The sequence below is a fragment of the Cupriavidus sp. 05N40 genome, from assembly GCF_056397305.1.
The window spans coordinates 18,354-44,756 of sequence record NZ_JBFTND010000087.1 but is presented as its reverse complement, the minus strand read 5'-3'; the positions used below and the strand labels follow the sequence as shown (position 1 = coordinate 44,756).

The window sequence follows — 26,403 nt, the reverse complement described above, 5'->3', positions numbered from 1 at the left end:
CCGGACCGGCAGCGTGGCTGCCGGGGCTCAGTCCACCTGGGCCCCGGACTTCTTCACGATCACCGCCCATTTGTCGAGGTCGGCCTTGAGCATGGCGGCGAACTGCTGCGGCGTGCCGGAGAGCACTTCGGCGCCTTGCGCCGCCAGCTTGTCGCGCAGGGTCTTGTCGGCCAGCGCGGCCTGCATGGTCTGCGCGAGCTTCTGCGTGACTTCCCTGGGCGTGCCCTTGACCGCGAACAGGCCGACCCAGAGGTCGCCGCTATAGCCCGGCACGGTCTCGCCGATGGCCGGAATGTCCGGCGCGAACGGCGAGCGCCTGGCCGAACTGACGCCGAGCGCGCGCACCTTGCCGGCCTTGATATGCGCCAGCACCGAGGGCAGGCTGGCGAAGGCCAGCGGCACCTGGTTGCCGAGCACGTCGTTGAGCGCGGGCGCCACGCCCTTGTAGGGCACGTGCTCCAGCTTGATGCCGGCCATGCTGTTGAGCATCTCGCCCAGCAGGTGGTTGAGCGTGCCGTTGCCGGCCGAGGCATAGCGGTAGAAGTCGGGCTTGGCCTTGGCCATGCTGATCAGCTCGGGCAGGGTCCTGGCGGGGAAGGCGGGATTGGCCACCAGCACATTGGGCACGCTCGCCACCGGCGAGATCGGCTCGAAATCGCGCACCGGGTCGAACGGCACCTGCCGGTACAACGAGGGATTGATGGCCTGGGTGCTGCTGATGGTCATCAGCAGGGTGTAGCCGTCCGGCGCCGAGGGGCACGATCATCTGGATGGGTTTGGCAGGGTAGCCCTCGGCTTGCGCGGCAGTGCCGGCGAACAGCGAAATCGCCGCGGCGATGCCGGCCAGGACATGGCGGGTGCGTTGCATGGTGTCTCCTCATTGTTGTGATGGCGGCGCGCCTGCCTCTGCCTTCTGCGTTCTGCTTTTCGCTTCGCAGGGCTGACGGCTGCGCCTTGCCTTTGCTGGCAACGACTCTACATCAGGGGAATGTGCCGGGGAAATTCAATCGCCGACTACCGCCATAAGTTTTATTTATTCCGGCACGCCTGGCTCAAAGGTGCCCGGCGCGAGCTTGAGCGAGCCGCCCTGGGCGATGCGCGCGTCGACGATCTCGCGCAGGATCTCCGCCACGGCTTGCGCCGCGCGCGTGCGCGGCAGCGCGCGCGGCCAGCACAGCGACAGCGTGCGGCGCAGTTCGGGCACGATCAGGCGCGTGGGCATGGCGGCGTCGCCGGGGTCCACCGCCGAGGCCGGCAGGATGGTGCAGGCCAGCCCTTCGCGCGCGCAGGCCAGCAGGAAGGGCAGGGAATCCAGATCGGCCACCACGTTCAGCGCGAGGCCTGCCTGCGCGAAGCTGCGTTCGATCACCTCGCGCAAGCCCTGCGAGCCGCTCGGCAGGACCAGCGGCACGCCGGCCAGTTGTCTGAGCGCGATGGTGTCGCGGCGCGTGCGTGCCGGACGGCGGCCGCTGCCGGCGGCGCCTTGCACCGGTCCGGCGGGCCCGGGCGGGGTACCGACCAGGTACAGCGCTTCGCTCGCCAGCATCTCCGGCTCGACCGCGCGGGAGGCGGTGTCGCGGAACAGGATGGCGAAGTCGAGCCGGTTGTTGTTGAGCAGCTCCGAGATGTAGCCGCTCATGCTTTCGAACAGTTGCAGGCGCACCTGCGGATAGCGCGCCCGCACCGCCCTGATCAGCGGCATGCCAAAGGCCGCGGCGGCGGTGGTAGGCAGGCCGATGGCGACCGCGCCGGTGACTTCGGCGCCCGCAGCCCGCACGTCGGCCCCGGCGCTCTCCACCTGCTTGAGGATGGTGCGCGCGTGCCGGTACAGGGTCTTGCCGGCTTCGGTGGGCTTGACGCCCTTGGGGCCGCGGTGCACCAGCGGCACGCCGTACTCTGCCTCGAGCGCGGCCAGTTGCTGGCTCAGCGCGGGCTGCGCCACGCACGCCACTTCGGCCGCGCGGGTCAGGCTGCCATGGTCGACGATGGCTACGAAGTAGCGCATGGAGCGGATATCCATCGGGTGTCCCTTGCTTCTGCGTTACGGGTGTGAGGTATTCATTCCACTTATGGCCGCCTCGGCATTCCCTATTTCCCAAGGGGCGCAGCCAAGGCTAGATTGTGGGCTGGCCGGCCGGGTTCGCATGTTCGCGCGCCGGCATTCATCCACGTACCAGCGCACCCACGCATCCAGCCATGTCCCAACCGCTGCAAGGCATCACCGTTGTTTCCCTGGAGCAGGCGATCGCCGCGCCATTCTGCACCCGCCAGCTGGCCGACCTCGGCGCGCGCGTGATCAAGATCGAGCGCCCCGGCACGGGCGATTTCGCGCGCGCCTACGATGGCCGCGTGCGCGGATTGTCCTCGCATTTCGTGTGGACCAACCGCTCCAAGGAAAGCGTGACGCTGGACGTCAAGCATGCGCTCGCCGCGCCGGTGCTGGATGCACTGCTGGCGCGCGCCGACGTGCTGGTGCAAAACCTGGCGCCGGGCGCGGCGGCGCGGCTCGGGCTCGACTACCAGGCGCTGAGCGCGCGCTTCCCGCGCCTGATCGTCTGCGATATCTCGGGCTATGGCGCCGACGGCCCCTACCGCGACAAGAAGGCATACGACCTGCTGGTGCAGAGCGAATCGGGCTTTGTCTCGGTGACCGGCACGCCGGAGGAAGGCGCCAAGGCCGGCGCCTCGGTGGCCGATATCGCGGCCGGCATGTATGCCTACAGCAATATCCTGGCGGCGCTGATCGAGCGCGGCCAGACCGGTCGCGGCAAGCGCATCGATATCTCGATGCTGGAATCCACCGTGGAGTGGATGGGCTTTCCGCTCTACTACGCGTTCGATGGCGCCGAGCCGCCTGCGCGCGCCGGTGCCGCGCATGCCACCATCTATCCCTATGGCCCGTTCCCCACCGGCGACGGCAAGACCGTGATGCTGGGCCTGCAGAACGAGCGCGAATGGAGTACGTTCTGCCAGCGCGTGCTGGAGGATCCCGCGCTCGCCACGCATGCCGACTATGCCGACAACACCCGGCGCAGCGCGAACCGTGCCGCGCTGCGCGCGCGCATCATACAGGCCTTCGCCGCGCTGAGCGCCGAGCAGGTCACGGCGCGCCTCGATGCGGCCGGCATCGCCAATGCGCGGGTCAACACCATGGCCGATGTCTGGGCGCATCCGCAGCTTGCGGCGCGCCAGCGCTGGCGCCAGGTCGCCACGCCCGCGGGCCCGGTGCCCGCGCTGCTGCCGCCCGGCACGCAGGATGCACGCATGGACCCGGTGCCGGCGGTTGGCGAGCACACCGCCGCCGTGCTGGCTGAACTGGGCTGGACCCCCGGCCAGGTGCAGGCGCTGCAGGGCGCGGGCGCGGTCTGAGCGCGCCCGCTGCCGGCGAGGGGCCGGCGCGCATCGGCCGCGCGGCCGGTCCGGGCCTGGATGCGGTCTTCGTCGATTTCGAGTGCGCGGTGGCACCCGCGGCCGAGGGGCCGGCGCCCGGCCGTCGATCCCTCCGCTGACGAAGCCTATCCTGCATGCGGCTATGCAACATCGATTTTTGTTGTCTTCACGCCCCTATTATTCATAATTATGAATTATTGGGACGGCTGAGCCCCGCCACGCATGGCGTTGCCGTGACCCCGATGCCATCGCCCTTTTCCCGCCGGAGCGTTTCATGCGCATCATCCAGCAGGCCCTGTATCTCGAAGTCGCGGAGCGCCTGCGCACCATGATCGACGAGCATGCGCTGATGCCCGGCGCGTGGATCGACGAGGCCAGCGTGGCCGAATCGATGGGGATCTCGCGCACGCCGATGCGCGAAGCGCTCAAGGTGCTGGCGGCCGAGGGCCTGGTGCGGCTGGAACCACGCCGCGGCTGCTTCGTCAATGCGCTGTCCGAGCAGGATCTCGACGAAATCTTCCCGCTGATGGCGCTGCTGGAAGGGCGCTGCGCCTTCGAGGCCGCACGCAATGCCGGCGCCGCCGACCTGGAGGCGCTCGAAAGTCTCCACGCCGAGCTGGCGCAATACGCGCAGGCCGGCAATATCGACGCCTACTACGAAACCAACTACCAGATCCACGAAGCGATCCAGAGGCTGGCGGGCAACCGCTGGCTGTCCGGCCTGATCAGCGACTTGCGCAAGGTGCTGCGGCTGTCGCGCCACAAGAGCCTGAAGCTGCCTGGCCGCATCCGCGAGTCCTGCGCCGAGCACCTGTCGGTGTTCTCGGCGCTCAAGGCGCACGACTCCGAGGGCGCGGAGGCGCTGATGAAGACCCATCTGCTGCGCCAGCGCGGCGCGCTCAGGGCGCTCGACGTGGCGGAGCAGCAGGCCGGCACCGCGCCGGCCGAACCGGCCGCGGCCGGCGCGTCGCGTCGCGGCGGCTTGCGCCTTGCCGGCAAGGATGCGGCCGGCATCGCCGATGCGGTGCCGGGCAAGCCTGCCATCGCCCGATCCCCCGAAGTCTGACCATTTGACAGTTCGATAGCAGGTACGCCATGGATGCCCTCAGCAGCGAACAGAAAGTCAGTGCGCCTCTTGCCGGTCCCGAGCCTTCGGGCGAAACCCTGTTGTCGCGCTTCGGCCGCTGGTGGGGCCGCAAGGGCGATCGCGATACCGCGGGCAACGCCAAGCCAGGCGCCAGGGCCGACGCCAGGACCGGTGCCACCCCGGCGGCGCTGCCGGCGCGCGTGCTGCGCCGGCAGCGCGAGCAGCTGCGCCAGTGCTTCGACGCGCGCCTGACCGATGGCGCCGCCAATGCCGCCGCGCAGTCGTGGCGCGCGGAGTACGAGGCGGCGGGCGACGAGGCGCGGCAGGCCATGCTCGGCGTGCTGGCCGAAGTGGCCGCCAGCGGCAGCGAGGCCGGCGAGGCCGGCGGCAATGCCGGCGCCGCGTCGGGCTTGTCGCAGGCGCTGTCCAATGCGCGCATCCGCTTCTTCAAGCGGCTGGCCGCCTTGCACGGGCAGCAGCAGGACGCCAGCGTGTGCGGGCTGCATTTCCTGATCGGCCTGCGCGCCGACATGCTGCGCTGGCACAAGCGCATGCCGGGCCTGCGCCCGCTCGACGACGATCTCGAGGCATTGTTCTCCAACTGGTTCGACGTGGGGCTGCTGGAGTTGCAGCCGATCACCTGGGACTCGCCGGCCTCGCTGCTGGAGAAACTGATCCGCTACGAGGCGGTGCACGAGATCTCCTCGTGGGCCGACCTGCGCAACCGGCTCGATTCCGACCGCCGCTGCTACGCCTTCTTCCACCCGCGCATTCCGCGCGAGCCGCTGATCTTCGTCGAGGTGGCCTTCGTGCCCGAGATGGCGGCCAACGTGCATGCGCTGCTTGACGAAGCCGCGCCGGTGGAAGACCTGCGCCGCGTGAAATGGGCCATCTTCTATTCGATCTCCAATACGCAGGCGGGGCTGTGCGGCGTGAGCTTCGGCAACTTCCTGCTCAAGCGCGTGATCGAGGAACTGCAGCGCGAGTTTCCCAAGCTCAAGCAGTTTGCCACCTTGTCGCCGATTCCCGGCTTTGCCGACTGGCTGCGCAAGCGCGACGGCGCGGCGGTGGCCAAGGTGCTGGGCGACAAACGCCTGGCGCGCTGGCGCGAGCGCCACGGCGAGCCGCCGGCGGACGGCGCCGGCTGGCTGGCGGCGCTGGCGCCCGGAGCGGACGCCGACGCCGCGCAGTCCGTGGATGGCAAGCACGCCAGGGAGGATGCGGTGCAGCGCGATACCGCGCTGGCGCTGGCCGCGCATTTCCTGGTGCGCGAGCGCCACCAGGCATTGCCGGCAGATCCCGTGGCGCGCTTCCACCTTGGCAACGGCGCCTGCGTGGAGCGCCTGAACTGGGCCGCCGACCTCTCGCGCAAGGGCCGCGCGCAGTCGTGCGGCATGATGGTGAATTACCTTTACGTGCCCGAGGCGCTCGACGACAATCTAGCTCGCCTTGGCAATGGCAACCCGCGCATCAGCAGATCCGTCGGCAAGCTGTTGTGACCCTGGTCAGGTCGTGAACAAGGTTTTCTTCGTCGGGCCATCCAGCACTTCCCCGCAGTTTTTCGCAGTTCTATCGTTTGACTTTCCGCAGCAGAAGAGAGAGGAGACAGAGCAATGAATCGTCGTCAGTTCCAACTGGCAGGGCTGGCCTGCGCACTGGGCGCGAGCCTTGGCGTGGCCGCGTCCGCGGCGCAGGCCGATACCTGGCCGTCCAAGCCGATCACCGTGATCGTGCCTTTCCCGGCCGGCGGCGGCACCGATGCCTTCGCCCGCCCGCTGACCGCGCAGCTCTCCAAGCAGCTGGGCAAGCAGTTCGTGATCGACAACCGGGGCGGCGCCGGCGGCACGGTGGGCGCGAGCATCGCGGCGAAGGCCGCGCCGGACGGCTACACGGTCTTCATCGGCGGCGCCCATCATGCGATCGCGCCGTCCTTCTACAAGAAGCTCGACTACGACATCGAGAAGGACTTCATTCCCGTCACGGTGATCGCGCAGCCGCCGCAGGTGGTGGTGGTGAACCCGACCAAGGTCTCGGCCAACACGCTGGGCGAACTGATCGCCGACGCCAAGAAGAATCCCGGCAAGCTCAACTACGGCTCGGCCGGCAACGGCTCCTCCCACCACCTGGCGGGCGAGCTGTTCAAGCTGCAGACCAAGACCTTCATCACGCATATTCCCTACAAGGGAGCGGGCCCGGCCTTGTCGGACCTGATCGCCGGCCAGGTCGACCTGGTGTTCGACGGCCTGGGCTCGTCGGCCCAGCATATCCGCGCCGGCCGCATCAAGGCGCTGGCGGTCGCATCGAACAAGCGCTCGGCCGCCTTCCCCAACGTGCCGACCGCCGCCGAAGCCGGCGTGCCCAACTACGATGTCTCCACCTGGTACGCGATCTGGGTGCCCAAGGGTACGCCGAAGGACATCGTCGACAGGCTCTACGCCGAAGTGGAGAAGGCGCTCAACACGCCCGAGATGAAGCAGATCTGGCTGGCCAACGGCTCCGATACGCCGGCCTACACGCAGGAACAGTTTGCCCAGTTCCAGCGCGCCGAGATCAAGCGCTGGGCCCAGGTGGTGCAGCAGTCCGGCGCCAAGATCGACTGATGGGGACGGCGATGGCTGGAGCACGGGCATGAGCGGCACGGTGGAGTTCACGCGCGACGGCGATGTCGCCACCGTCACGCTGGCGAACGCAGGCAAGCTCAATGCGATCTCGGTAGCGATGTGGCGCGCGCTGGCGCAGGGTTTCGCGGGCCTGTCGGCGGACGACTCGGTGCGCTGCGTGGTGGTGCGCGGCGCGCACGGCAACTTTGCCGCCGGCGCCGACATTGCCGAGTTTCCGCAGGAGCGCGGCGATGCCGCCGCGCTGCGCCGCTATCACGTGGAGGTGATCGCGCCGGCGCTGGCCGCCATCGCGGGCTGCGTCCATCCCACGGTGGCGATGATCGAAGGGGTTTGCGTGGGCGGCGGACTGGAGATCGCCTGCCACTGCGACCTGCGCATCGCCGCCGACGACAGCCGTTTCGGCGTGCCCATCAACCGGCTCGGTTTTCCGATGGCGCCGGGCGAACTGACCGGCCTGCTGGCGCTGGCCGGCCGCGCGACGACCCTGGAGATCCTGCTCGAAGGGCGGGTGTTCGATGCCGCCGAGGCACGCGAGAAAGGCTTGCTTACGCGCGTGGTGCCGGCTGCCGCGCTGGCCGGGGAAGTGACGGCAACGGCCGCGCGCATCGCCGCCGGCGCGCCGCTGGCCGCGCGCATCAACAAGGAGAGCATCCGGCGCCTCGCGCCCGCCCCGGCGCCGCTGGGCCCGCAGGAGCTGGAAGCGCACTTTCGCTATGGCGACAGCGCCGACCACGCCGAAGGCGTGGCCGCTTTCCTGGCCCGCCGCGCGCCGCGCTTTACCGGGCACTAGCCGCGGCTCTATCATGGCCGGCTGTTGATTTCCCCATTCATCTTGCTTCATTGATCTTTCGAGCTATCGGCCCTGGCCCTCGGCTATCGATTGCCAATGTTATTGACGATCCCGTTCTACATCTTCCGCAACATGAACGCTAACCTGTTCGCCCTGTTCGAATCCCGCTTCCCGGCGGACCGCAGCGCCTGCTGCATCGAAACCCACGATGGCCTCTACTACAGCTGGGACGATCTCGATCGCGCCACCGCCAAGCTGGCCAACCTGCTGACCTCGCTCAAGCTGCCCGAGGGTGCGCGCGTGGCGGTGCAAGTGGAAAAATCGCCCGAGGCGCTGTTCCTGTACCTCGCCACGCTGCGCGCCGGCTATGTCTACCTGCCCCTCAACACCGCCTACCAGGAAGCCGAGATCGACTACTTCATCGGCAACGCCGAGCCGGCGGTGGTGGTGTGCAGCAGCGCCAACTTCGGCTGGGTTTCCAAGGTTGCGTTCCGCCACGGCACCAGGCATGTGTTCACGCTGGACGATGACCGCTCGGGCTCGCTGCTGGCGCGTGCCGCCGCCAAGCCGGACACCTTTGGCACGGTGGCGCGCGGTGCCGACGATCTCGCCGCCATCCTGTACACCTCGGGCACCACGGGCCGCAGCAAGGGGGCCATGCTCACGCACGGCAACCTCGCATCGAACGCGAAGACGCTGCACGAATACTGGGGCTGGCGCAGCGACGACGTGCTGCTGCACATGCTGCCGATCTTCCACGTGCACGGCCTGTTCGTGGCCTCGCACGGCGCGCTGCTGGCCGGCGCCAAGATGATCTGGGCGCCCAGGCTCGACATGGCGCAGGTGCTGAAATTCCTGCCGCGCTCGACGGTGATGATGGGCGTGCCCACGTACTACGTGCGCATGCTGCAGGAGCCGCGCTTCGACGACGACACCTGCCGCCGCATGCGCCTGTTCGTATCCGGCTCGGCGCCGCTGCTGATGGAAACCTTCGATGCCTTCCGCGAGCGCACCGGCCATACCATCCTGGAGCGCTATGGCATGAGCGAGACGGTGATGCTGGTCTCCAATCCGTACGAGGCGGATGGCGGCGAGCGCATCGGCGGCACCGTCGGCAAGCCGCTGCCTGGCGTCGAGGTGCGCGTGTTCGACGGCGAGGGCAAGCCCTGCGCGTCCGGCGAGATCGGCAATGTGGAAGTGCGCGGCCCGAACGTGTTCAAGGGCTACTGGCGCATGCCCGAGAAGACCAGGGAAGAATTCACCGCCGACGGCTGGTTCAAGACCGGCGACGTGGGCCGCTTCGGCGGCGCCATCGCCGGCCAGGCCGGCGAGCGCAAGGTGCCCGAGGACTACCTGACCATCGTCGGCCGCAGCAAGGACCTCATCATCTCCGGCGGCTACAACGTCTACCCGAAGGAGATCGAGAGCTTCATCGACGAAATGCCCGGCGTGGCGGAGAGCGCCGTGATCGGCGTGCCGCACGCGGATTTCGGCGAGGCCGTGGTGGCCGTGGTGGTGGGCAAGCCCGGCTCGGCGCTGGATGAGTCCAGCCTGATCGGCTCGCTCAAGGGACGCATCGCGAATTTCAAGGTGCCCAAGCGGGTGCACCTCGTCGATGAACTGCCGCGCAATACGATGGGGAAGGTGCAGAAGAATTTGTTGCGGGTGCAGTTTGGGGGGGGTTAAGGGGGTGCTTTTGGCTTCGTTCTCGGACGTCTGTGGGCCTGGCGGCTTGGGCTCGATTGGCCATTCAGAGGCGTGAGAGTGTGCTCGCGGCTGTGGGCCTAGCGGCGCGGGCTTGGTAGCCCGTTCGCACACATGTAAGTGTCACTTTTCTTTTCTCGAAAAGAAAAGTAACCAAAAGAAAGCGACTCTTGCAGAGGGCTGGGCGCTCAGACTTCTCGTCTGAGGCTGGTTTCGTGGTGGGTCTCGTGGCTTCGGCTGGACTGCTGGCGCTACCGGCGCTGGCCGCGGTGCCATCCCGAAGGTGGCCGTTTCACGTTACGGCTCCATGGTGGCCGAGGCCCAGGTAGTTCAAGCTGCTGCCGCTACCGGCTTGGGCGGCCACGGAGTAGCACCCTCGTGTTTTCGTGGTGGGCGCGGTGGACCGGGGCGCGGGTGTGCTGGGTTACTTCTCAAGCCGGTGCCATTGGGCCCGCTACCGGCGCTGGCCGCGGTGCCAACCCGGATGTGGCCGTTTCACGTTACGGCTCCATGATGGCCGAGGCCCAGGCCCAGGCCATTCAAGCTGCTGCCGCTACCGGCTCGGGCGGCCCCGACATGGCACCCTCGTGTTTTCGTGGTGGGCGCGGTGGACCGGTACGCAAATGTGCCGGCTCACTTCTGAAGCTGGCGCTATTAGGCACGAGCTATGAGGCACCGAGCTCAAGCAGGGGCCACCGCGCCCACCACGAAACCAGCGCCGTTGCCATGACGTGCCCATCCACCCCGGTCGCGGCAGCAGCCTGAACCACCTGGGCTATCGCCATCATGCAGCGCCACCACGAATCGGACACCACCCGCGATGCCGCAGGCGAGCAAACCGGCAGCGTCAGCAGCCCAGCCGAAGCCAACGCGCCCACCACGAAACCACCATCCCCCATAAAGTCTGAGCGCCCAGCCTTCTGCAAGAATCGCTTTCTTTTGGTTACTTTTCTTTTCGAGAAAAGAAAAGTGACACTTACATGTGTGCGAACGGGCTACCAAGCCCGCGCCGCTAGGCCCACAGTCCCAGGCGTACCCTGAATGCACACAAAAATCCAAAGAGGCCCAAGCCGCTAGGCCCACAGACTCAGGCGCACCCTGAATGCACACAAAAAATCCAAAGAGGCCCAAGCCGCTAGGCCCACAGACTCAGGCGCACCCTGAATGCACACAAAAATCCAAAGAGGCCAAGGCCAAGAGCCCACCCCTAAGCCACCCCCAACCTCTCCCTCAACTCCGCGATCTTCGTCCGGCTCACCGGTACCGGCGTGCGCTGGGCGTCGGCCATGACGAGTTGTATGCGCTCCTCCGATCGCACCACTTCCACCGCATGCGCCAGGCTGACGATATGGCTGCGGTGCACGCGCAGGTAGACGCTGTCGTCGAGCCGTGACTCGAGGTCGGTCAGCGAGAGGTTGGACAGGTAGTGCTCGTCCTTGGTCACGATGGTCGTGTAGTGGCCGTCGCCCTGGAAGCGGACGATGTCCTTCAGGTCCACCAGGATCACGCGGTTCTTCCGGTACACCGGGATCTTGAACAGCCGCCGGGGCGAGGCGGCGCTGCCGGCCGAAGCTGTCTGGTGCGGCTCGGTGGTGATGTCGGTGACGTCGTAGAAGATCATGCAGGTGCCGCATACACCGCTCGTGTCCGTCATCTTGGACACCTTGATGAGCAGCACCCGGTCGGGGATATTGATCATCATGGCCAGCGGCGGCGGGGACTTCACCGGGCAGCCGCTGGCGTCTTCGGACTGCAGCAGGAAGCGCAGCTTCTCGCGGCTTTTCTCCGGGTGCAACTGGACCACGTCGATGCCGATCAGCCGGTCCTGGCTGACGCCCAGCGACTGCTCGCTGGCCGGACCGAGGATCTGCAGCGCGACGTCATTGAAGGCGGTGACGCGGCCTTGCGCGTCGAGCCAGACGATGCCGGGATTGAACTGCTCCAGCTTGTGCTGGAACGTCTCGCTGCGGCGCGCCTCCGGCGGTGGCGTGGTGAACGGCGCAAGGCGGTCCATTGCTTGTCTCCAGGTCTGACGTCGGGCCATCGCGCGCCTGCGCGGCATTTCAGTTGTATGCCTCTGCCGTGGTTCGTGCAAGTTTCCCGGCGTTTGGCGCAGCACAGCCTTGCGTTCGGGAAGCCACATTGCTTTGCTGCGCTGCATTATGAAATGCTTCAGGAAACACAGCGATCCGCGCACGCCGCCGGACCGGCGCACATGGCGATGCCCATGCCGGCGCACATGCGGCGCACATGCCGGTGCACGTGGCCGCGCAAGCCAAGGAGACCAGCGTGATCCCTCGCCCCTTTGAATACCATGCGCCCAGGACCCTGCCTGAAGCGGTAGCGCTGCTGGAAGAATACGGCGACGGCGCCAAGCTGCTTGCGGGCGGGCACAGCCTGCTGCCGATGATGAAGCTGCGCTTCGCCGAGCCGGCCCACCTGATCGACCTGGGCAAGGTCGAAGGCCTGAAGGGCATCCGCGAGGAAGGCGGCGAGCTCCGCATCGGCGCGATGACCACCGAGAACGAGTTGATCTGGTCGCCCCTGCTGCAGGAAAAATGCCCCTTGCTGGTCGAGGGCGCGCGCCTGATCTCGGACCCGCAGGTGCGCTACCGCGGCACCATCGGCGGCGACATCTCGCACGGCGATCCCGGCAATGACCATCCGGCGCTGATGATGGCGCTGGACGCCTCCTTCGTGCTGGCCGGCAAGCTGGCCGAGCGCGTGGTGCCGGCAGACGGCTTCTTTCTCGGCACCTACATGACGCTGCTCGACCCGGGCGAAATCCTGACCGAGATCCGCATCCCGGTACCGGTGCAGGGAACGGGCTATTGCTACGCCAAGCTCAAGCGCAAGTCCGGCGATTTCGCCACCGCCGCCGCGGCGGTGATGCTGCGCCTGCGCGGCGAAACCGTGGAGGACGTGCGCATCGCGTTGACCAACGTCGCGCCCACGGCGATCCGCGCCAGCGATGCCGAGCAGAGCCTGCGCGGCAAGCCGCTCGACGATGCGGCCATCGCCGAGGCAGCGCGCCTGGCGATGGCGGTGTGCGACCCGGCCGAGGACCTGCGCGGCGACGCCGCGTACAAGACGGCCATGGCGGGCGAGATGACGCAGCGCGCGCTGCGCGTCGCTTATTCGCGGGCGGCGCACTGAGCGCCATATCCATTGTCGAACCCATTGCAGGCCCCAGCGGAGACCGGACATGATCAAGAAAGTGATGGTGTCGTTCAAGCTCAACGGCAAGGACACGGATGTGGTGGCGGAGCCGCGCGAACTGCTCATCCACACGCTGCGCGAGCGATGCCTGCACACCGGTCCGCATATCGGCTGCGAGACCTCGCACTGCGGCGCCTGCACGGTGGACATGGACGGCATGTCGGTCAAGTCCTGCACGGTGCTCACGGTGCAGGCCGAGGGTGCCCAGGTGCTGACGGTCGAGGGCCTGGCGCAGGGCGGCGAGCTGCATGCGTTGCAGGAAGCCTTCATGCAGGAGCATGCGCTGCAGTGCGGCTTCTGTACGCCCGGCATGCTGATGCGCGCGTACCGCCTCCTGCAGGAAAACCCCGACCCGAACGAAGACGAGATCCGCTACTGGATGGCCGGCAACCTGTGCCGCTGCACGGGTTACCAGAACATCGTGAAAGCGGTGCAGTATGCCGCCCGCAAGCTGCGCGGAGAAGCGGTCCAGACCTCGCATCCCTTGATGGACGAGGCAACGCACTAAACGCGGTCGCAAGGACGGGAAGAGGGCAACGCCGGGCGTGGACCGGTCCCGCCCGGAGGCTCAAGCAGACGCACGGAGACGCACCATGGGAACGATGACCGCCGAAGCCGAGCGCCTCGCCGCGCTGGAGGGCATGGGCTGTTCGCGCAAGCGCCGCGAAGACCCGCGCTTCCTGCAGGGCAAGGGCACCTATGTCGATGACATCAAGATGCCGGGCATGCTGTTCGGGGCGATGGTGCGCAGCCCCTACGCGCACGCCCGCGTGAAGAAGATCGACAAGTCGCGCGCGCTGGCGCTGCCCGGCGTGCACGCGGTGCTGACCGCCGACGACCTCAAGCCGCTCAAGCTGCACTGGATGCCGACGCTGGCCGGCGACGTGCAGGCGGTGCTGGCCGACGAGAAGGTCTGCTTCCAGAACCAGGAGGTGGCCTTCGTGGTCGCCGACGACCGCTACGTGGCGGCCGACGCCGCCGAGCTGGTGGAGGTGGAGTACGAGGAACTGCCGGCGCTGGTGGACCCGCACCAGGCCCTGGCGCCGGATGCGCCGGTGATCCGCGAGGACATTCGCGACAAGCAGGTGGGCGCGCATGGCGCGCGCCGGCATCCCAACCATATCTTCAACTGGAAGATCGGCGACAAGGACAAGACCGACCGCGCCTTCGACAATGCCGAGGTCACGGTGACGCAGGACATGGTGTATCCGCGCGTGCATCCGTGCCCGCTGGAGACCTGCGGCTGCGTGGCGTCCTACGACAAGGTGCGCGGTGACCTGACGGTGTACATCACCTCGCAGGCGCCGCACGTGGTGCGCACGGTGGTGGGCATGCTGTCGGCGATTCCCGAGTCGAAGATCCGCATTGTCTCGCCGGACATCGGCGGCGGCTTCGGCAACAAGGTGGGCGTGTATCCCGGTTACGTGGTGTCGATCGTGGCGTCGATCGTGCTGGGCCGGCCGGTGAAGTGGATCGAGTCGCGCGCCGAGAACCTCAGCAGCACGGCGTTCGCGCGCGACTATCACATGAAGGGCGAACTGGCCGCCGACCGCGACGGGCGCATCAAGGCGCTGCGCGTGAACGTGGTCGCCGACCACGGCGCCTTCGACGCCTGCGCCGATCCGACCAAGTGGCCGGCCGGCATGTTCCATGTGTGCACCGGCTCGTACGCCATTCCCAACGCCTTCGTCTCGGTCGACGGCGTCTACACCAACAAGTTTCCGGGCGGCGTGGCCTATCGCTGCTCGTTCCGCGTGACCGAGGCGGTGTACCTGATCGAGCGCATGATCGATGTGCTGGCGCTCAAGCTCGGCATGGACAAGACGGAGCTGCGGCTGCGCAACTTCATCCGCAAGGACCAGTTCCCGTATCTCACGCCGCTCGGGCTCGAATACGACTCCGGCGACTACGAGCCCGCGCTGCGCAAGGTGCTGGCCGCGGTGGACTATCCCGCGCTGCGCGCCGAGCAGGACGCGCGCCGCGCGGATCCCAAGGCCGAGTGGCTGATGGGCATCGGCGTGTGCACCTTTACCGAGGTCGTCGGCGCGGGGCCGTCCAAGGCTTGCGACATCCTCGGCATCGGCATGTTCGATTCCTGCGAGATCCGCGTGCATCCGGACGGCTCGGCCATCGCCCGCATGGGCACCATCACGCAGGGGCAGGGCCACCAGACCACCTATGCGCAGATCATCGCGTCGGAGGCCGGCATCCCGGCCTCGGTGATCCAGGTGGAGGAGGGCGATACGTCCACCGCGCCCTACGGGCTCGGCACCTATGGCTCGCGTTCCACGCCGGTGGCCGGCGCGGCGGTGGCGCGCGCGGCGCGCAAGATCCGCGAGAAGGCCCGGCTGATCGCCGCGCACCTGTTCGAGGCCGGCCCGGACGATGTGGAGTTCGACCTCGACCGCTTCGTCCTCAAGGGCTCGCCGGGCAAGTTCAAGACCCTGAAGGAGGTGGCCTGGGCCGCCTACAACAATGTGCCCGAAGGCATGGAGATGGGGCTGGAGGCGGTGGACTACTACGATCCGCCCAACTTCACCTTCCCGTTCGGCGCCTACCTGTGCGTGCTCGACATCAACCGCTATTCGGGCGAGACGCGCGTGCGCCGCTTCTATGCGCTGGACGATTGCGGCACGCGCATCAACCCGATGATCATCGAAGGGCAGATCCACGGCGGCCTGACCGAAGGCTTCGCGGTGGCGATGGGCCAGGAGATGCCCTACGACGAGGCCGGCAACCTGCTCGGCGCCACGCTGATGGACTACTTCGTGCCGACCTCGCTCGAGACGCCGCACTGGGACACCGACTTCACCGTCACGCCGTCGCCGCATCACCCGATCGGCGCCAAGGGCGTGGCCGAATCGCCGCACGTCGGCTCGATCCCGTGCTTTACCTCGGCCATGGTCGACGCCTTCGCCCACCTCGGGGTCACGCACATGAACATGCCCCACAACGCCTACCGCGTCTGGCAGCAATGCCGCGCGCTGGGCCTGGCGCAGCGCTGAAGCCCGGCCCGCCAACGCGCGCCGTGGCGCGCACGCATGCGAGGACAAGCAGATGAAAGTCGTGCTCGAAAAGGTCTTCCCGCTGGCATCCACGGCCGATGCCGCCTGGCAGTCGCTGCAGGACATCGAGGCGGTGGCCGGCTGCATGCCGGGCGCCACCATCACCGGGCGCGTGGACGACACGCACTACAAGGGCACCATCGTCGTGCGGCTCGGGCCGGCCACGATGTCGTTCAAGGGCGATATCGAAGTGCTGGGCCTGGACCCGGCGGCGCGCAGCCTGCACCTGGCGGGCAAGGGCGCGGACTCGACCGGGACTTCCGGCGCGTCGATGGAGCCGAAGCCGACGCCGACGCCGCGCAGCCGGTGTCCAGTCGCGCGCCGGTGCCACCACTGGCCGCTGCTGCTGCGGCGCCGCCGCCGCCGCGCGCCGAACTCAACGGGCTGGCGCTGGCGTGGGCGGTGCTGCGCGACTGGTTGCGCGGGATCTTCTCGCGCAAGGCTGCCTGAGCCAGGGGTGATGCCATGCCTGTCGACCGCATGCCTGACGTGGCCGCGCTGCAACAGCGCCTGGCGCAGCACGGCTATATCGCCGAGCGCAGCTTCGCCGCCACCATGCTGCTGACCATGGAGATGCGCCGTCCGCTGCTGCTCGAGGGCGAAGCCGGGGTTGGCAAGACCGAGGTGGCCAAGACGCTGGCGCGGCTGCTCGACACGCGCCTGATCCGCCTGCAGTGCTACGAGGGGCTGGACGCGCATTCGGCGCTCTACGAGTGGAACTACCAGCACCAGCTGCTGGCGATCAAGCTGCTGGAGCATGACCAGCGCTCCGTGGCCGACAAGGAGCAGGACATTTTCTCCGAACGCTATCTGCTCAAGCGCCCACTGCTCGAGGCCATCACCGCCACGCCGGCGCCGGTGCTGCTGATCGACGAGATCGACCGCACCGACGAAGCGTTCGAGGCCTACCTGCTGGAGCTGCTGTCGGATTTCCAGATGTCGATCCCGGAGCTGGGCGTGATCCGCGCGACCGAGCGGCCCTACGTGGTGCTCACCTCCAACGGCACGCGCGAGATATCGGACGCGCTGCGCCGCCGTTGCCTCTACCAGTACGTGGACTATCCGAGCTTCGACAAGGAACTGATGATCGTGCGCATGCAGGTGCCGGACGTGCCGGAGGCGCTGGCGCGGCAGATCGTCGAGTTCGTGCAGGCAGTGCGCCAGATGGACATGCAGAAGCGCCCCGGGCTGGCCGAGACGCTGGACTGGGCCTCTGCGCTGCTGCGCCTGGGCGTGAGCGCGCTCGATGCCGACGGCGCCGAGCGGATCATGGATTCGCTGTCCGCGCTGGTGAAGACGCGCGCGGACCTGGCCGGGCTGGCGCGCCCGGTCGTCGAGAAGCTGGCGGCCTCATGCTGACCGCGTTGCCCGGCGCCGCGCAGGGCGCGCTCCCGCAGGACCTCGCCGATAGGCTGGTGTCGCGCTACACCGGCTTCGCGGGGTGGCTGCGCGCCAATGGCTTCCGCGTGGCCGGCCCGGACATGGCCGCCGCCATGGACGTGGCGCGCCGCATGGGGCAGCTCGACAGCGAGCTGCTGCGCTGGAGCCTGCGCGCGCTGCTGTGCTCGCGTGCCGAGGAGTGGCGGCGCTTCGACACGCTGTTCGATGCCTACTTCCAGCGGCCCAACCGCCGCGCGCTGGTGCAGGCGCAGACCGGCGGCGCCGGGCGTATCGAGCCGCGGCGCGAGGCCGGCCTGGGCGACGACAGCGAAGGCACCGCGCTGGCATCGGCCGGTGCCGACGCAGACATGGCGCAGGCGGAGGGCAGCGCGGCGGCGCGCGGCGCCAGCGCGGAGGCCTCGCTGGTGCACGCGGATTTCCGCCATCTCAACCAGCCCGACGCGCTGTTCGCCATCGACGACGCGATCCGGCGCTTCGCGCAGCGGCTGCGCGGCCTGCAGACGCGCCGCGAACGCAGCGCGATGTCGGGCCGCACCATCGACCTGGCCACCACCATCCGGCGCAGCGTGTCGCGCGGCGGCCTGCCGCTGGAACTGGCGTGGCGGCAGCGCCGGCGGCAGCGGCCGCGCATCGTGCTGCTGCTGGATGTGAGCCGCTCGATGAGCCTGTACAGCTTTTTCTTCCTGCGCCTGGCGCGCGTGCTGAGCGCGCGCCTGGCCGACGTGCACTGCTTCATCTTCCACACCACGCTGGAAAACGTGGGGCAGGCGCTGCGCGATCCCGACCCATGGCGCTCGCAGGAGCGCCTGGCGCTGTTGTCGGCCGGCTGGGCCGGCGGCACGCGTATCGGTGAAAGCCTCGAGGCGTTCTACCGCCGGCACGGGGCGGCCCTGCTGCATTCGCGCACGGCGGTGGTGATCGTCAGTGACGGCTACGACGCGGGGCCGCCCGGGCTGCTGCAGGAGGCCTTGCACAAGATGCGGCGGCGCTGCCGCAGGCTGGTCTGGCTTAACCCGCTGGTTGGCCAGGCGGGCTTTACGCCAGCGAGCGCCGGCATGTCGGCGGCACTGCCGTACGTCGACCTGCTGGCAGGCGCGCGCGACCTGGCGAGCCTGCAGCAGGTGCTGCCCCAGGTCTTGTCGGTACTGCAATGAACGACGCCATGGATCACGCCATGATGGATCACGCCATGAACCACGCTAGCAAAGACGAGACGAAAGACGCCACCGCGCAGGCTATCGACTGCGAAGCGCTCCTGCAACGCGAGCAGCGGCTGATCGAAGCCGCGTGTCCGTTCGCGGTCGTCACCGTGATCCGCGCACAGCCGCCTACCTCGGCCTGGGTGGGGGCGCAGGCGCTGGTGGAGGAGGATGGCTCGCTGCACGGCTGGGTTGGCGGCGGCTGCTCGCGCGCGATCGTGATCCAGGCCGCGCTCGAGACGATCCGCAGCGGCGGGCCCAAGCTGCTGCGCATCAGCAACGCGACCGCCCCGGCCGAAGCCGGCATCGAGATGCACGCCATGCCATGCGCGAGCAACGGCACGCTCGACGTATTCATCCAGCCGACCCTGCCACCGCCCGTGGTACTGGTACTCGGCTCCACGCCCACCGCGCTGGAGGCCTGCGTGCTGGCGCAGCGCATGGGGCTTGCCGTGGCGGCCGCGGCGAGCGTGACCGTGCCGCTGGCGGCGCTGGGCCTGAGCCGGGTGATCGACGGCTATGACCAGGAAGCCTTCGCCTTGCTCGCGCCGCGGCTGGTGCTGGTGGCCACCCAGGGCGATGCGGACGAAGACGCGCTGGAAGCGGCCCTGCGCAGCCCGGCCGCGGCCATCTTGCTGGTGGCAAGCCAGCGCAAGGCGCAGACCCTGCGCGAAGCCATGCGCCGGCGCGGCATCGCGCCGCAGCGGCTGGACGCGCTGCATGCGCCGGCCGGCCCGCATATCCATGCACGCACGCCGCAGGAGATCGCGCTTGGCGCGGTCGCGGGGCTGGTGGCATTGCGCCGGCAGCTGGAACAGGAACAGTGCGCCGGGGCCGCGGCGGCGAGCGTGGACGCGCCGCCGGTGATGTTGCCGTGCGAATCGATGGCGCCGGTCGGGCCGGGCGCGTCGGCGGTACCGCCACTGGCCCGCTACATCAACCCGGTGTGCGGCATGACGGTCGATATCGCATCGGCCCGGCATGTGGTCGAGTATGGCGGGCAGCGCGTGTATTTCTGCTGCGACGGCTGCAAGGTGGAGTTCGAGCGCGAACCGGAGAAATACCTGCCGGCGGCGCGGGGCGTGCGGGAGACGACGTGAGCGCGCATGCGGATGTGGCGCTGCCCGCCTTCTCTGCGGTGGTACTGGCCGCGGGCACGTCGTCGCGCATGGGTGGGCAACACAAGCTGCTGCTGCCGCTGGACGGCGAGCCGGCAGTCAGGCGCACCGTGCGCGCGGTGCTGGCCGCGCGGCCGCTGGAGGTCGTGGTGGTGACGGGATGCAAGGGCCGCGAGGTCATCGGCGCGCTCGCTGGCCTGCCGGTCGATTTCCAGCCGAATCCGCGCTACGAAGAAGGACAGATGACATCGGTGGCCGCCGGCGTGGCCGCGCTGCGCATGCCATGCAGCGTGGTGCTGGTGTGCCTGGCCGACCAGGTATTGCTGGAGCCGGCCGATTACCTGGAGCTGGTACGCGCCTTCGCGACGATGCCGCGCGGCTCGATCGTGGTGCCGGTGCACGCGGGGCAGCGCGGCAACCCGGTGGCGTTCTCTGCGAGCTATGCGGCCGAGGTGGTGGCGGGGCACGTGAACCCGGGTTGCCGCAAGCTGATCGCCGACCACCCGGACGAAGTCTTCGTCCACGAGGCCGGCCACGACCGCTTCACTACCGATATGGATACGCCCGAAGACTACGCGCGTATCGTGGAACGGCTTACTTCAGCATCTGCACCGAGCCGTTTACCGTCACCGTGACCTGCGCCTTGCCGCCTTCGACCGGCACCGGCGCCGAGTCCGCCATCATGGCCTTGGCCGCATACATGCGTGGCACCGGCTGCACCGCGCCGACATCGCCGACCTGCACTTCGCGGATCGAATAGCTGCTGTAGCCGAACAGCTTGGTGGTGGCGTCGGCCTTGCCGCGGAACGAGGCCACGGCCTGCTCGGTCAGCTTGGCCTCGGCTGCCTGGCGTGCTTCGCGCGAGAGCGAGAAGGCGATGCTCTGCACCTGCATCTGGCTGGAAAGCTGGCCGGCGAGCTTGGACACGGCGGTGAAATCGCGCGATTGCAGGATCACCTCGGCGCGCCCGCGCCAGGTGCTGATACGGCCGTTGCGGTCGGTCGACGGGTTGATGGAGAAGCCGCCCGATTCGGCCTGGACGCCGGAAGTGCGCCTGGCCTGCTCGATCACCTGCTTTGCCTTGGCCGACAGTGCCGAGGAGATCGCACCCGGCTCGGCGCCTTCCTGCTCGGCGGCAAGGGTCAGGTGGACCACGTCGGTGGGCACGTCGGTGGCGGCCTGGGCGGCCAGCGCCAGCACGCCGGCCGGCGCCGGATCGTGGGTCGGGACACCGCCCTGGGCGGATGCGACCATGGCGGCGGTACCGAGCAGCGTGGCGGCAAGCAGTTGTTTCATGTAGTTTCTCCCGTTCAGACGATGCGTATCAGACGCGTGGCGCAGGTGATCGTTCCGCTACGCGGGGCCAACGTTGTATCTGCATGTATCCGCCGGGCCGCTGCGCCGTGCTAGAACGCGTGCCAGGCCTTCCAGAACATATAGGCCGAGAGGCAGAACAGCAGGCCGGCGAAGACCTTCTTGAGCTGCGCCGTCCAGGCTGTGCGCGGTGCGCGCGCCCAGCGGCGCGGTCAGCACGCTGGCCACTGCGATCACCGCCAGCGCGGGCAGGTAGATATAGCCGAGCGAGCCCGGCGGCAGCCCGGCCTGGCCCAGGCCGCTCCACACATAGCCGATCACGCTTGCCACCGCGATCGGGAAGCCGAGCGCGGCCGACGTGGCCACCGCATTGTGGATGGGAACGTTGCACCAGGTCATGAACGGCACCGAGACAAAGCCGCCGCCGGCACCCACGAGGCTGGAGAGAAAGCCGATCACGCCGCCAGCGCCGAGCATGCCCGGCGTGCCGGGCAGCTGGCGGTGTGGCGCCGGCTTGCGGTTGCGCAGCATCTGCCACGCCGAAAAGCCGACGAACAGCGCGAACAGCAGCGACAGCCAGCTCGTCTTGAGCGCGGCAAAGACCTTGCCGCCGCCGATCATGCCGCCGACCAGGATGCCTGGCGCCAGCGCGAGCACCAGCCCCCAGCGCACCATGCCGCGCTTGTGGTGGGCGCGCACGGAGGACAGCGAGGTAAACAGGATGGTCGCCATCGAGGTGGCGATCGCCATATGGACGATGGCCTCGTGCGGGAAGGCCATGTACGTGAACAGCAGCGTGAGGAAAGGCACCATCAGCATGCCGCCACCGACGCCGAGCAGGCCGGCGCAGAAGCCAGTAAAGGCACCGAGCAGCAGCAGCCCGGGAATCAGGGAGAAGCTCATGAAGCGGATTCGACCTTGTTGGTGTTATTGATGTTTTTGGTGTTGCTGGCGTCGAAGCGCCGGGGCGCGGCCGGTGTGGCGGGTGTGACCTGAGTGACCTGAGTGGCCCGGGTGATGCCGGGGGCTGGGGGTGCGTGTAGCTGTGCGCGGCTCAACCCATCAGCCGCGTGGTGATGAAGCGCCATTCGGCAGGCGTCACCGGCGTGATGGACAGGCGGTTGCCGCGGCGTAGCACGGCCATGTCCGCGAGTTCCTCGTGCGCGCGCAGGTCGGCCAGCGAGATCAGCGCGCTCTTGGAGACGTAGCGCACATCCACCAGCATCCAGCGCGGCGCGTCGGCTTTGGCGGCGGCATCGTAGTAATCGCTCTTGGGGTCGAACTGGGTGGGGTCGGGGTAGGGCTGCGAGCTGACCTCGGCCAGGCCGGCGATGCCGGGCTGCGGGCAGGAGGAGTGATAGAACAGCACGCCGTCGCCGATGCGCATGGCGTCGCGCATGAAATTGCGCGCCTGGTAGTTGCGCACACCGGTCCAGGGCAAGGCGCCGCGTTCGGCAAGGGTATCGATGCTGGCCTCGTCCGGTTCCGATTTCATCAGCCAGTACTGGCGGGCCCGGTCGGCGGCAGTGGCTTGCGAGGATCGGCTCATTGGCTTGTGGCTCACGGCGGAGTGGCGTTGGCGACAGCGCTATGGTGCAGCAAGCCCGGCCAAAAGAAAACCATGCGGGAAACGATGCGGAAAATCATGCGGAAAACCAGGCACGCCGGCAGTTCTCGCGCGCGCCGGAGCTCCCTGCGCAAATGCATGCCGCCGCGTGGCGGCATCGCGAGCCCGCGCGCAAGGAGAGCGCAAAAAGGAAACGCAAAAAGAAAAGGGCGGTGGTCTGAAACCACCGCCCTTTGTAGGGGTCCCCGCCTCGGCCGCTGGATCGGCATCCTGAACCCAAGTGAGGTTCAGAGTGGCTGCGGAAGCCGTATTTTGGGTACATCACTGAATCAGGGAGTCCGAAGACTATGAACCAAGCGACGCGCTCGCCCACACGGCATTGTCCCGCACCAACAAATGCTTATCGGTTCAAGGAATATGATCCTGACGAACCAGGCAGGGAAACTGTCAAACGTCTGACTTTTTTTGCTGCCGGACCAGATACTTCCGCAGGCTGTCAGACGTTTGCCGTTTCTAACTTGGATGGGATGAAAACGGCGGTCAGGCGCGATAACCCGACCTAAGGTGTCGCGACTATGTGGCTTTGCGCGACTTGGCTCCACTATACACCTCTGGGCTTTTCATACCAAGCCCGTCTTGGCGCGTCGTTACATTTTGCCGGCGCGCGCGGCACCTCGGGCACATCGTGGCGTTCCTGCCGCAATACCTGTGCCGTGCGGGGCACCGCGCCATGCGGGCGCGCACCCGAACCCGCGTTCAGCCACGCGAGACCGGCGCGTTGGTGCCCACGTGGGCGTACTGGCGCAGGGCCTCGTCGGCGCGTTCGTTGAGCTCGCGGATACGCGCGCGCACGGCGTCCACCGGGATGGTGCCGTCTTCCTGCTGCTTGCGCTTGAGCGATAGCAGGTCCGAGGCGATGCTGATCGCGGCCATCACGGCGACACGTTCCACGCCCTTGGCGGAAACGCCGCCCTTGAGGCGGGTCATCTGGTCGTCTACCAGGGCGACGGCCTCGAGCAGCGCGGCCTCGTTGTCGGGCGCGATGGCGAAGCGGTAGGACTGGCCGGCGATGTTGACTTCGACTTGCTTGTTGCTCATGCGTTTTCTCCGGGTGCCTTGGTGTGGGCGCTGTCAGCGGTATGGGCGCTGGCCGCGTGGCCGGCCGAGTCGCCGTCGCCCAGCAGGTCGAGCTGGCGGGCGTCGCTGGCGGTGGGGAGTTTGTCGAGGATCGACTGGATGCGCAGCTGCGCTTCCTCGATCTTGATATTGAGCAGCTCGCGGTCGGCTGCCATGGCCTCGCGATCGCCGCGCAGCTGGCTGGCTTCGGCCTGCAGGCGTTCGATCTCCTCGCGCAGGCGCTGGTTCTCGGCGGCAAGGGTGTCGGCGTGGTGCAGCACGCGTCCGATCTTGGCGGCGAGTTGTTCGAGTTCGTTGAGCATGGAGCCTGTCATATCTAGGGTCTCGGGTTTTGGGATTCTAGCCCAAGCGCTATCGGGCGGATGGCGAAAGCAGCCCGGTGTGACCGGGCCAGCGCGCCGAAGTTGCACGCAACGTCGCCCAACGGGCGCCGTGGCGGCCATTTTCTGCCCGCTTCCGCGCGTTTGCGCCTGGCTTGGGGGATGCCGGCGGGCGTCATTGACGCTCGCCTTGAAACTGCCTACACTCGCGCACGTTCCAGGTGCTCGCAGTTCTGTTCACTACAGGGTTGCAGTTCAACGGGAAACAGGGAGCCAGCCTGCGCCGCCAGGGCGCAGGCGTGCCAACCTGTGCTGCCCCCGCAACGGTAAGCGACCGCGATCGCAAGAATCGCAGGGCCGGCCCATCTGCCACTGAACCGCAAGGTCCGGGAAGGCGGTCGGACCAGTGTCGCCAGCCCGGATACCGGCCTGAACGAGAGTGCGCCACTTTCCGCAGGAGCAGTGGCGCGCTTCATCGCCAGACGGTCCGCGGGGGAACGGACCAGGCTGCTCTCTCCCTCTTCGCATCATGCGCTCATCGTCTTCCAGGTCGAGCCGCCCGGCATTGCCGGCGTCCCGCCAGTCCACCCACGCACTTGTCCTACGGCCTTTGCCCGTCGCGCTGCTTGCCTTGCTCGCCGCCGGCGCGCCCGGCCTTGTCCATGCCCAGTCCGCCCCGGAGCCCGTGCCGGAACCCGCGGCGCAGCCTGCCGCCGCGCAGCTGACGCCGGTAGTGGTCACCGCCACCCGCACGGCCCAGTCGCTGACCGAGGCGCTGCCGCACACCACCGTGGTGACGCAGCAGGACATCGTCAATTCGCAGGCGCTGGACCTGCGCACGCTGCTGCGCTCGCAGGCCGGCGTGGAGTTCGCCACCAACGGCGGCCTTGGCGCCAACACCAGCCTGTTCATGCGCGGCGCCAACTCCAACCAGACGCTGATCCTGATCGACGGCGTGCGCGTTTCCTCGGTCAGCAGCGGCACGGCCCAGCTGGCCAATATTCTGCCCGACCAGATCGACCATATCGAAGTGGTGCGGGGCAATGTGTCGGCGCTCTACGGCTCGGACGCCATTGGCGGCGTGGTGCAGATCTTTACCAAGAGCGGCGCCGGGCAGCCCCCGGCGGCCAATGCGCAGATCGAGTATGGCAGCAACAATACGCGGCAGGGCACGGCGGGCTACGGCGGCCAGATCGGCGATACCTCGTTCAATATCACCGGCTCGGCCATCAAGACCGACGGCTTCTCGTCGGTCAACACCCAGCAGCAGCCCAAGGCCAATCCCAACGACAACCCGTACGACAACAAGAGCGTATCGGGCCAGGTCAAGCACCGCTTCACCAGCGACTGGGATGCGGGAGTGACGGCCTACTATTCAAAGAGCAAGCTGTCCTACGACAGCACCACGGGAAAGCCCACCGACGTCTGGTGGATGAACAGCGAGCTGTACACGGTATCGGGTTTCGTTAACGGCAAGCTGGGCCGGGACTGGAGTACGCATTTCAAGGTGGCGCAGAGCGAGGACCGCAGCAACACCACCAAGAACGGCCTGTTCGACAGCCGCTTCAATACGCGCAACCGCCAGTACACCTGGCAGAACGAGTACGCACTGGCGCCCACGCATACGCTGCTGTTCGGCGCCGAGTACGCGCAGCAGGAACTGGATTCCAGCGCCTACACCGCGCCCGTGCGCAATATCGCCTCGGTGTTTGGCGGCTACGATGGCCGCCTGGGCAAGCACCAGCTGCAGCTCAATGTGCGCAACGATCACTACTCGGACTTCGGCAGCCAGGCCAGCTACTTCGCGGGCTACGGCTATAACCTGACCGATGCGTTCAAGCTGATTGCCAATGCCAGCAACGCATTCCGCGCGCCCACCTTCAACGAGCTCTATTTTCCCAACTTTGGCCAGCCCGGCATCAACCCCGAGCGTGCCAAGTCGGTCGAGCTGGGCGCGCAGTACAGTACCGACAGCGCCGGCCTGCTGCGCGTGACCGCGTTCCAGACCCGCTACGACAACCTGATCACTTCGGCGCTGCAGCCCAACGGCCTGTTCCTGGCGCAGAATATCAACAAGGCCAAGGTGCAGGGCATCGAAGCCTCGTGGCGCGCCAGGCTGATGGGCACCGATGTCGGCGCCAGCGTGACGTTCCAGAACCCGGTGGACGAGCAAAGCAATACGCAGCTGCTGCGCCGCGCGCGCCGCCATGCCGCGTTCGACGTGGGCCGCCAGTTCGGTGACTTCCGCTTCGGCGGGGAGTGGATCATTTCGTCGGCGCGCATGGACAGCGGCTCGCGCACCCTGGGCGGATACGGTATCGTCAACCTCAATGCCCGCTACAACATCGACAAGCAATGGTTCGTCGCCGCCCGTGTGGAAAACCTGTTCGACAAGAACTACCAGCTCGCCTACCCGTACAACACGCAGGGGCGCGCCGGCTTTATCACGCTGGGATGGCGCCAGCGCTGAT

Annotated in this window: 22 protein-coding genes, 1 other RNA gene, 2 pseudogenes and 1 riboswitch; of the genes and pseudogenes, 16 read left to right on the top strand and 9 right to left on the bottom strand. The window is 67.8% G+C overall.

What is annotated here, in order from left to right:
• Positions 1-27: 27 nt before the first annotated feature.
• Both AC1DO7_RS20760 and AC1DO7_RS20755 read right to left on the bottom strand, forming a co-directional pair.
• Positions 28-868 (bottom strand): annotated as a pseudogene (locus AC1DO7_RS20760) (Bug family tripartite tricarboxylate transporter substrate binding protein).
• A 165-nt stretch (positions 869-1,033) separates the two neighbouring features.
• Positions 1,034-2,020, bottom strand: coding sequence for a LysR substrate-binding domain-containing protein (locus AC1DO7_RS20755; RefSeq protein WP_441618695.1), 987 nt, complete (start codon positions 2,018-2,020; stop codon positions 1,034-1,036).
• 176 nt (positions 2,021-2,196) lie between these two features.
• Between AC1DO7_RS20755 and AC1DO7_RS20750 the strand changes: the two genes are divergently transcribed.
• The 6 genes from AC1DO7_RS20750 (at position 2,197) to AC1DO7_RS20725 (ending at position 9,574) form a co-directional block, all read left to right on the top strand.
• Positions 2,197-3,369, top strand: a complete 1,173-nt coding sequence (locus tag AC1DO7_RS20750) for a CaiB/BaiF CoA transferase family protein (RefSeq protein WP_441618693.1) — start codon at positions 2,197-2,199, stop codon at positions 3,367-3,369.
• A 295-nt stretch (positions 3,370-3,664) separates the two neighbouring features.
• Positions 3,665-4,456, top strand: coding sequence for a GntR family transcriptional regulator (locus AC1DO7_RS20745; protein ID WP_441618692.1), 792 nt, complete (start codon positions 3,665-3,667; stop codon positions 4,454-4,456).
• Between the two features lie 29 nt (positions 4,457-4,485).
• Positions 4,486-5,976 carry a malonyl-CoA decarboxylase domain-containing protein gene (locus AC1DO7_RS20740; protein WP_441618690.1) on the top strand — a complete coding sequence of 497 codons (1,491 nt, stop codon included), beginning with the start codon at positions 4,486-4,488 and terminating at the stop codon, positions 5,974-5,976.
• Positions 5,977-6,090: 114 nt separating this feature from the next.
• The gene (locus AC1DO7_RS20735; protein WP_441643597.1) at positions 6,091-7,077 is read left to right on the top strand and encodes a Bug family tripartite tricarboxylate transporter substrate binding protein; all 987 of its coding nucleotides are present in this window, start codon (positions 6,091-6,093) and stop codon (positions 7,075-7,077) included.
• 28 nt (positions 7,078-7,105) lie between these two features.
• On the top strand, positions 7,106-7,888 hold the full coding sequence (locus AC1DO7_RS20730; protein WP_441618687.1) for an enoyl-CoA hydratase/isomerase family protein: 783 nt from the start codon (positions 7,106-7,108) through the stop codon (positions 7,886-7,888).
• 132 nt (positions 7,889-8,020) lie between these two features.
• Positions 8,021-9,574 carry a malonate--CoA ligase gene (locus AC1DO7_RS20725; protein WP_441618728.1) on the top strand — a complete coding sequence of 518 codons (1,554 nt, stop codon included), beginning with the start codon at positions 8,021-8,023 and terminating at the stop codon, positions 9,572-9,574.
• A 1,225-nt stretch (positions 9,575-10,799) separates the two neighbouring features.
• On the opposite strand, the gene AC1DO7_RS20720 is transcribed toward AC1DO7_RS20725, so the two are convergent.
• Positions 10,800-11,606 (bottom strand): LytTR family DNA-binding domain-containing protein, encoded by an 807-nt coding sequence (locus AC1DO7_RS20720; protein WP_441623225.1) that lies wholly within the window; start codon positions 11,604-11,606, stop codon positions 10,800-10,802.
• A 275-nt stretch (positions 11,607-11,881) separates the two neighbouring features.
• Between AC1DO7_RS20720 and AC1DO7_RS20715 the strand changes: the two genes are divergently transcribed.
• The 8 genes from AC1DO7_RS20715 to AC1DO7_RS20680 all read left to right on the top strand — a co-directional run bounded on the left by AC1DO7_RS20715 (position 11,882) and on the right by AC1DO7_RS20680 (position 20,229).
• The gene (locus AC1DO7_RS20715) at positions 11,882-12,748 is read left to right on the top strand and encodes an FAD binding domain-containing protein (protein ID WP_441623223.1); all 867 of its coding nucleotides are present in this window, start codon (positions 11,882-11,884) and stop codon (positions 12,746-12,748) included.
• Positions 12,749-12,797: 49 nt separating this feature from the next.
• Positions 12,798-13,319, top strand: a complete 522-nt coding sequence (locus AC1DO7_RS20710) for a (2Fe-2S)-binding protein (RefSeq protein ID WP_441623221.1) — start codon at positions 12,798-12,800, stop codon at positions 13,317-13,319.
• 85 nt (positions 13,320-13,404) lie between these two features.
• Complete coding sequence (locus AC1DO7_RS20705; RefSeq protein ID WP_441623219.1) at positions 13,405-15,816, top strand: aerobic carbon-monoxide dehydrogenase large subunit; 2,412 nt, start codon at positions 13,405-13,407, stop codon at positions 15,814-15,816.
• Between the two features lie 52 nt (positions 15,817-15,868).
• Positions 15,869-16,441 carry an SRPBCC domain-containing protein gene (locus AC1DO7_RS20700; RefSeq protein ID WP_477116521.1) on the top strand — a complete coding sequence of 191 codons (573 nt, stop codon included), beginning with the start codon at positions 15,869-15,871 and terminating at the stop codon, positions 16,439-16,441.
• A complete protein-coding gene (locus tag AC1DO7_RS20695) occupies positions 16,342-17,235 on the top strand; it encodes an AAA family ATPase (RefSeq protein ID WP_441623215.1) in 894 nt (297 codons plus the stop codon). The genes AC1DO7_RS20700 and AC1DO7_RS20695 overlap by 100 nt, the downstream gene beginning before the upstream one ends.
• Positions 17,229-18,431, top strand: a complete 1,203-nt coding sequence (locus AC1DO7_RS20690; protein WP_441623213.1) for a vWA domain-containing protein — start codon at positions 17,229-17,231, stop codon at positions 18,429-18,431. Before AC1DO7_RS20695 ends, AC1DO7_RS20690 begins: the two co-directional genes overlap by 7 nt.
• A gap of 35 nt (positions 18,432-18,466) precedes the next feature.
• Positions 18,467-19,576, top strand: a complete 1,110-nt coding sequence (locus AC1DO7_RS20685) for an XdhC family protein (protein ID WP_441623211.1) — start codon at positions 18,467-18,469, stop codon at positions 19,574-19,576.
• Positions 19,573-20,229: a nucleotidyltransferase family protein gene (locus AC1DO7_RS20680; RefSeq protein WP_441623209.1), complete on the top strand. Its 657-nt coding sequence runs from the start codon at positions 19,573-19,575 to the stop codon at positions 20,227-20,229. Before AC1DO7_RS20685 ends, AC1DO7_RS20680 begins: the two co-directional genes overlap by 4 nt.
• On the opposite strand, the gene AC1DO7_RS20675 is transcribed toward AC1DO7_RS20680, so the two are convergent.
• The 3 genes and pseudogenes from AC1DO7_RS20675 to AC1DO7_RS20665 all read right to left on the bottom strand — a co-directional run bounded on the left by AC1DO7_RS20675 (position 20,189) and on the right by AC1DO7_RS20665 (position 22,457).
• On the bottom strand, positions 20,189-20,890 hold the full coding sequence (locus AC1DO7_RS20675; RefSeq protein WP_441623207.1) for an SIMPL domain-containing protein: 702 nt from the start codon (positions 20,888-20,890) through the stop codon (positions 20,189-20,191). The genes AC1DO7_RS20680 and AC1DO7_RS20675 overlap by 41 nt on opposite strands.
• Before the next feature lie 110 nt (positions 20,891-21,000).
• A pseudogene (locus tag AC1DO7_RS20670) lies at positions 21,001-21,811 on the bottom strand (sulfite exporter TauE/SafE family protein).
• 151 nt (positions 21,812-21,962) lie between these two features.
• Positions 21,963-22,457 (bottom strand): EVE domain-containing protein, encoded by a 495-nt coding sequence (locus AC1DO7_RS20665; RefSeq protein ID WP_441623205.1) that lies wholly within the window; start codon positions 22,455-22,457, stop codon positions 21,963-21,965.
• Between the two features lie 41 nt (positions 22,458-22,498).
• Here AC1DO7_RS20665 and AC1DO7_RS20660 point away from each other — a divergent pair, with 41 nt between their 5' ends.
• On the top strand, positions 22,499-22,696 hold the full coding sequence (locus AC1DO7_RS20660) for a hypothetical protein (protein ID WP_441623203.1): 198 nt from the start codon (positions 22,499-22,501) through the stop codon (positions 22,694-22,696).
• Between the two features lie 17 nt (positions 22,697-22,713).
• Here AC1DO7_RS20660 and ssrS read toward each other — a convergent pair.
• From ssrS to AC1DO7_RS20645, 3 genes are all read right to left on the bottom strand, one after another.
• Positions 22,714-22,920, bottom strand: a non-coding RNA gene (gene ssrS, locus AC1DO7_RS20655) — 6S RNA.
• A 311-nt stretch (positions 22,921-23,231) separates the two neighbouring features.
• The gene (locus AC1DO7_RS20650; RefSeq protein ID WP_441623201.1) at positions 23,232-23,573 is read right to left on the bottom strand and encodes a cell division protein ZapA; all 342 of its coding nucleotides are present in this window, start codon (positions 23,571-23,573) and stop codon (positions 23,232-23,234) included.
• The gene (locus AC1DO7_RS20645; RefSeq protein ID WP_441623231.1) at positions 23,570-23,914 is read right to left on the bottom strand and encodes a hypothetical protein; all 345 of its coding nucleotides are present in this window, start codon (positions 23,912-23,914) and stop codon (positions 23,570-23,572) included. The genes AC1DO7_RS20650 and AC1DO7_RS20645 overlap by 4 nt, the downstream gene beginning before the upstream one ends.
• 219 nt (positions 23,915-24,133) lie before the next feature.
• Positions 24,134-24,379, top strand: a riboswitch (cobalamin riboswitch).
• 82 nt (positions 24,380-24,461) lie between these two features.
• On the opposite strand from AC1DO7_RS20645, the gene AC1DO7_RS20640 reads away from it, so the two are divergent.
• Entirely contained in the window at positions 24,462-26,402 is a 1,941-nt protein-coding gene (locus tag AC1DO7_RS20640; RefSeq protein WP_441623199.1) for a TonB-dependent receptor plug domain-containing protein, read from the top strand.
• Position 26,403: the final 1 nt, after the last annotated feature.